General features: G+C 32.7%; 9 protein-coding genes. All 9 read left to right on the top strand.

Translation table 11 applies throughout. The features are described from left to right. Positions 1-26 precede the first annotated feature (26 nt). The 9 genes from HHO50_RS20315 (at position 27) to HHO50_RS20355 (ending at position 5,858) form a co-directional block, all read left to right on the top strand. A complete protein-coding gene (locus tag HHO50_RS20315) occupies positions 27-917 on the top strand; it encodes a tol-pal system YbgF family protein (protein ID WP_181308975.1) in 891 nt (296 codons plus the stop codon). Positions 918-1,030: 113 nt separating this feature from the next. Beyond that, the gene (locus HHO50_RS20320; protein WP_181308977.1) at positions 1,031-1,939 is read left to right on the top strand and encodes a hypothetical protein; all 909 of its coding nucleotides are present in this window, start codon (positions 1,031-1,033) and stop codon (positions 1,937-1,939) included. 94 nt (positions 1,940-2,033) lie between these two features. Next, complete coding sequence (locus HHO50_RS20325; protein ID WP_181308979.1) at positions 2,034-2,417, top strand: hypothetical protein; 384 nt, start codon at positions 2,034-2,036, stop codon at positions 2,415-2,417. A gap of 114 nt (positions 2,418-2,531) precedes the next feature. Next, positions 2,532-3,044 (top strand): hypothetical protein, encoded by a 513-nt coding sequence (locus tag HHO50_RS20330; protein ID WP_181308980.1) that lies wholly within the window; start codon positions 2,532-2,534, stop codon positions 3,042-3,044. 182 nt (positions 3,045-3,226) lie between these two features. Then, positions 3,227-3,670, top strand: a complete 444-nt coding sequence (locus HHO50_RS20335; protein WP_181308982.1) for a hypothetical protein — start codon at positions 3,227-3,229, stop codon at positions 3,668-3,670. A gap of 231 nt (positions 3,671-3,901) precedes the next feature. After that, positions 3,902-4,180, top strand: coding sequence for a hypothetical protein (locus HHO50_RS20340; RefSeq protein ID WP_181308984.1), 279 nt, complete (start codon positions 3,902-3,904; stop codon positions 4,178-4,180). 7 nt (positions 4,181-4,187) lie between these two features. After that, the gene (locus HHO50_RS20345) at positions 4,188-4,487 is read left to right on the top strand and encodes a hypothetical protein (protein WP_181308986.1); all 300 of its coding nucleotides are present in this window, start codon (positions 4,188-4,190) and stop codon (positions 4,485-4,487) included. After that, the gene (locus tag HHO50_RS20350) at positions 4,480-4,833 is read left to right on the top strand and encodes a hypothetical protein (protein ID WP_181308987.1); all 354 of its coding nucleotides are present in this window, start codon (positions 4,480-4,482) and stop codon (positions 4,831-4,833) included. The genes HHO50_RS20345 and HHO50_RS20350 overlap by 8 nt, the downstream gene beginning before the upstream one ends. 125 nt (positions 4,834-4,958) lie before the next feature. Then, positions 4,959-5,858, top strand: a complete 900-nt coding sequence (locus HHO50_RS20355) for a hypothetical protein (protein ID WP_181308988.1) — start codon at positions 4,959-4,961, stop codon at positions 5,856-5,858. Positions 5,859-6,161 lie beyond the last annotated feature (303 nt).

Genomic DNA, 6,161 nt, shown 5'->3' on the forward strand with positions numbered 1-6,161 from the left:
AAATAAACATCAGCTAAAGCAAACATATGAATAATCAAGTTTACAAGTCTTTTCTTAATGAATTAGATAATAAAAATGTATTTAAAAAAGGAGCTACTGTTTTTGGTTACTCCAATGGTAAATACGATGTCTTTTCAAAATTATCGGCTTCCTTGTTTTATTACTTTAAAATTGAAGGTAATGAAATAGTAATCAAGGATAGAAAGTATAAAATAAATTCTAATCAAGATATTGTAGATATAATAAAAAACGAAGCTACAATAAGTCTTGGATTATTACAGAAGGTGATAAATACTAGCACTTTAGAATCTTATAATGAATTGTATGTTATAGAAAACAAACAATCGCCAAATTTTTGGACGGACGACTTCTATAGTGACTTTGAAGATGCTGATAATTGCTTTTATGAAGGACATGAATCAAATGATTATAATACAGCTATATCATTATATATTAAAGGCTTTTTATTAGGTATTAATTATAAGCAAGGATTAGATTTAACTTTTGACTCAATTGCAAAACTTGCAAAAGACAATGGGAATTATGCTTTAGCGCTTAACTTATTTGAGAAATGCGTTAAATGGAAGCTAGCGAGAAATGAAATGTTTCTTTACTATTATATTGCAGAATGCAATTATGCTTTAAATGATTTTGCAAATGCTATTGAAAACATAAATCATAATTTGAAATTACACAAAAGCCCTGATGCTCTTTACCTAAGGGCAAAATCTTATCTTGCACTTAATGAAAAGGCTAAGGCAAAGATTGATTTAACTGATATTGTTTCCAATACTCAAAAGGACTATGGACTTAATACTGGAGACAGAATGTCCAATAGCGAAAATTGGAATACATATCAAAAATATGGGGAGGTTCAAATAATTCACAATTCAAAAAAACTTCTTGCAAATATTTAAATACATTACTTTGGGCGCAGAAAAAAAACTAAGCTCTAACATTGTATAAAAATCATGCTACGGCCGACGGCCTAGCACGTTTTTTATACTAGCCGTTAGACAAAATTAAATATATGATTTTTAAAGACATACTTGAGATGAAGAAGAACTTACTTCATCCAGAATTTGAAAGGCTTTTAAATCTAGCTCTGCAAAATCAATCCTTTCCAACAGACCTTTTACTAATAGTTATTAATGGATTTTTCAAACCATTAGAAAATCCAAACATGCCTAAGACTATACCATATGTAATAGGCCCTGGAGATATAGGCCATTCAGAGTCTACTCATTATAGCTTTATCCATGCATATAGGGACAATAGCATTGTACAACTAACGCATTCTGAATATCTTAATGAAGTAAAATGGCGACCTGACAGAAGAGAAATAATAGATGAATATATTCAAATAGAAGAATTCTCAATACAAATTGAAATGCTTATTTATCTCAAGTTTTGGGAAGCAGATTTAATTATTAAAAATTTGTATCAGTTTGTTACTATTTTAAATGGCAATCCATATGAGTGGCACTTCAAAATTTCTGAATCTAATAGAGACAAAGAAGGTCATGGAACCAGGCAAGAAATAATTAGAAAAGACATAAGAGATAAAGTTAAAGATATATCACCAATCTTATACCAAACAATAAAGGATTCATATAAAACTCAAATTAGAAACTCAATTGCACATTCAAATTATTCTTTCCAAAATAGAAATATTCATCCAAATAATTTTATTGAAAATGATGTTGCTTCACAGCTGAAATACTTATCTTTTGATGATTGGATAGATATGTTTCATAATACTTTGCTTTTACACAATGAGTATATTTGGTTAAAAAATAGTATAAACAATCACTATGCAAATTTAGCTAAGGCAGGTCAAGATTTAACTTTAAGAATTACTGAGCCTTCTAAACATCAATTTGAACTACCGATTAAATACCGAGAAGAATGGGATGATTGGAGATGGAATATAAAATAACTTTGTCTAACATTGTGTAAACACCATACTTCGGCCGACGGCCTCGTACGCTGTCTACACGAGACCGTTGGTAGTAATTAAAAATAAAAAAAATATGAGAATATCTTCCTTGATAGTTTTGTCACTAACCTTTCTTTCATTTAATCTGAAAAATGAATGTAAGGATTTTAAAAAAGGAACTTTTGAATTAAATAGTGAGGATGGTAGTAGCCATACAATTACAAGAAAAGGTAATAAACAGATAGAAAACATTAGTAGGACTGGAACAATAAGCGAATTTGATATTGAATGGCTGGACGACTGCTCCTATATCTTATTTAACAGAAAAGTGACTAAGGGAACTGATTTGTATCCCGAATCAAACAGCGATACGTTATATAATGAAGTGATAGAAATAAACGGTGACTTCTTTAAGGTAAAAAGCAGAATGAAAGGCTATGACTTTGAAGCAGAATCAATTCTAAAGAAGATAAAATAACTACTACCAACATTGTGTAAACGGCATCTCGGCCGACGGCCTTCGCCGCCGCTTACACTAACCGTTGGCAAACATTTAAAACATATAATCTTTTAAAACTTTAAATAGATAAAAATGGATACTGTAAAAGAAACAATAGATAGAATTAAAAATGAAAAGCACTTTTACGATGAAAGAGAAATAACGATAAAAAAGTATATTCTTGATAGTAGCTTAAAATTAACTGAAAGTGGCGACATTCATGAAAGGTATAACTCAAGTCAGTTCTTCATTTATACTTTTTATTATTTCTGTAAAACCCATGTAACAATGGGCGGAAATGTCTATTTAAAGCCAAATTTTGAACTACTGGTACATGACTTTAATAATGAAGAGGCTTTTCTTGAATATAATGGTTGGCGGGTGATTGACTTACAGACATTTGGCACATGCGATTACAATTATCCCCAGAAGCAAATGATTAGATACCGCTTGCAAGATTATTCTGGCAATAATAGCGACTTGCTAATTGTTCCAAATATGCTAGGAGGGTATGAAGAAATATTCAAGAGCAAGATAGAAATAGTATTGAAAAGCTTAATGGAAGCTTCTAGTCATGAGAACTTGAAAGAACTTTCAACTAAATAGAAAGAAGTTCTTTGTTGCTATCTTAAAGCCTAGTTCACTTTTTCTATATCTTTTATAAATAGCTTAAGCATATCAGACAAAGAGAAAGAAAAACGCTTGCCAACACTGTATAAACGCCAGCATCGGCCGACGGCCTCCGCCGCCGTTTATACTAGTCCGTTGTGTGTCATTTAAAATAAAATATGAAATTCAATTATTCATTAGCAGTTATAATCATAACCACTCTACTTGCAAGCTGTCGAGCCAAATATGGAGGTTGGGAAGGGAACAAATACTCTAAATCATCCAAAACAGCTTTTATTGAAAGTTTTAAAACTCTCGCTTTCTGCAATTGTGTAGAGTACGGTAATAACAAGCAATTGAACTTACAGAGTAAAGATGCAAGCTGCAGATATCCAGATTATTTATATGGAGAAGGGAAAATAATAGACAGCATAGCCAAGTCTGCAAGTAATAAAATCCGACTTGATTCAATCGATAGAGATGGACGTGTAGCAGAAGGAATGGATGGGAAAAGAATAATGGACATATGTTTAGAACTCTACAATAGTAAAGAATTGGATGCCACAGCTAAATTGCGTTTCAAAAAAGATGAACAGACTATGAAGAAATATTTTGGTAAATAAGAAAAACGTCACACAACATTGTATAAAAATCATGCTACGGCCGACGGCCTAGCACGTTTTTTATACCAGTCCGTTAGCCAAAATTTAAAACATGAAGAACCGCTCTTTTCGCCTTGCAGTAAAAATTATCGGCAAGTGTAGCAGAAGCGAAAAATTAAAAATCTGGCAAAAGTTTGAGTTAGCTTTTCGAAAGTCGGGAATGCCGCCCGACTTCAATCAGCAAAAGAGGAATTGACGCTGCGTTTGCGCAAAAGAATTTATCAGCAACGCGTGCAAACGGACGGATTGGCGTTTTCGGCCTGTTTTTCCGAAATGAAGCCAAAAACAAAAGGACGGAAAAATGAATGGATTGCGCTCGGCAAGCTGTTTTCGGCCTCGTTTTTGGAAATCAGGCCAAAAACAGAAAGACGTTGCAGAACTCGAAAAGAAAAACTTTGGCTAACAAGAGCTAAACGTCATCTCGGCCGACGGCCTTCGCCGTCGTTTAGCCAAGCCGTTACAAGCAATTAAAAAAAATATGATAACACAAGAACAAGAAAATCAAATTGACTTCTCGACTAATCAACAGTTCAGGATTCTAAAAGATGTAAAAAAGCTGTATCATGATAACAAGTGGACAGAAGAATTTGACGCTTTAGTCAATGAAGTTAAAAGCAAGATTATCTGGGATTTAGAAAATCTATTCTTTCTAGAAAAATATTCATTTAATCCACTTAAGAGAGAATTCAAAGATGATAGTGAAGCAGGTAGACAACAGCTATCCATTAAAGTAAAAAGCCGTTTCACAGACTTTAAAAACGCAGAGCAAAATGGTTGAAGAAGAAGAATTTCTTGAATTTGAAATCCCTGATTATGATGAAATAACTACAGACGGGAAAAGAATGCTATTAGAAAAACAAATAAAACAAAATGGCATATGGAAAATTCACAAGAATGACCCAGATGATATTTTCCCTAGTGACCCTCATGCAGATAGGCGGGATGAACCAGAAAAATTAAATCTTTATACAGGTGACGTTTATTCCAAAGTAACTAAAAAATTCCTCTATACTCTACCTAAAAAAGTAATGAAATATATCTATAACCAATTAATGCTTTGTAAGGAGGACACAATAAAAAATAAACTTAAAGCAAGGAAAGAAGAAATTGTGTACTTAAAATAACAGCTTGTAACATTGTATAAACATCATGCCACGGCCGACGGCCTTGCACGTTGTTTATACGAGACCGTTGGCGGTAATGAAAAAACATAAAATTAAGTTTATAGACAACTTTTAACCAATTCAACATGACTTCTTTAGAATTAGTAAATCTTTGCAAAAAAGCAGTTGACAACATAGAGAATGAAGATTTAGATACTGCCCAAGTCCAATATATCGAAATCTTACATGCAATAAAGTCAGATGTAAGTATTCTAAATTCAATTGATGATTTCAAATTATTGGGAGGCACATTCATTCTAATGTTAGTAGAGCAAATGTCAGATAACTTAGAAGATAATATACTGATTACCAGTTTAGGGTACTTGTTTACTTCTAAAGCTATTAATCAACATCCTACAGATACTTATAGAGTAAGCCAAAGATTATTATTAATGAATATTGGATTTGACTACTTTAAGTATTCTGTAGCTCATGCAATAGATATTACTAAGGGAGGGCTACGAAATTTAAATGAAGATACGAGACTAACATATGCGACTCTTGATGTCCATAGAATGGAATTTTCAGATTTAGAAAATCATCCAGAGACATACAGTTCGGACGAAATGCACGACGAAAGAAGGACTTATATTTATGAAATAGCTAAAGAAGGCTTATTTAATAATGAAACTTCTGGTTATGAATTACTAGAGTCAGGAATAAAAAATCATAAGATAGTTTATGAATATTTAGATAAAAAAATACTAAAACAAGGTGAAATAGTAAATCCCGACCTTTCATCAATCAAGAGTATAACTACAGAACTTAGCGAATTTATTGAACTAGCTAAAATGTCTAGAGAAGAAATGACTGTAAAGTTAGACTGGCTTCCAGAACAAAAACTTAACAGTTATAGAAAATTCGTTAATCAGTTTCAAAGTGGACAAGGAGATGATAGCAAGACTTTGAGGCATGATTTAAATCAACAGCAAATTAATAATATCTCAAATTCAATCAGAATAATAGATATAACAAGAAAATATTAGTTGTTCAATCCTTGCAAAATCACTCCCGCCAACATTGTATAAACATCATGCTACGGCCGACGGCATAGCACGTTGTTTATACGAGACCGTTGGTGTGCATTTAAAGAAAAATGAAATGACCAAAAGGAAATCTATGATGAAAGCAAGGGTTTCGCTCTAAATTTTATCCAATCTGATCTCATAGGGGGTGCCTCTCTTTATAACCGCCACGATCTGGTGGAGTAGCTTATTTCTTACGGCATTTAAGACGCTCATTTTGCTCTTGCCCTCCCTGACTTTCCTTTCAAAGTAAGTCCTCATCTC

The organism is Rufibacter sp. XAAS-G3-1 (genome assembly GCF_013623775.1).
Taxonomy (GTDB): Bacteria; Bacteroidota; Bacteroidia; order Cytophagales; family Hymenobacteraceae; genus Nibribacter.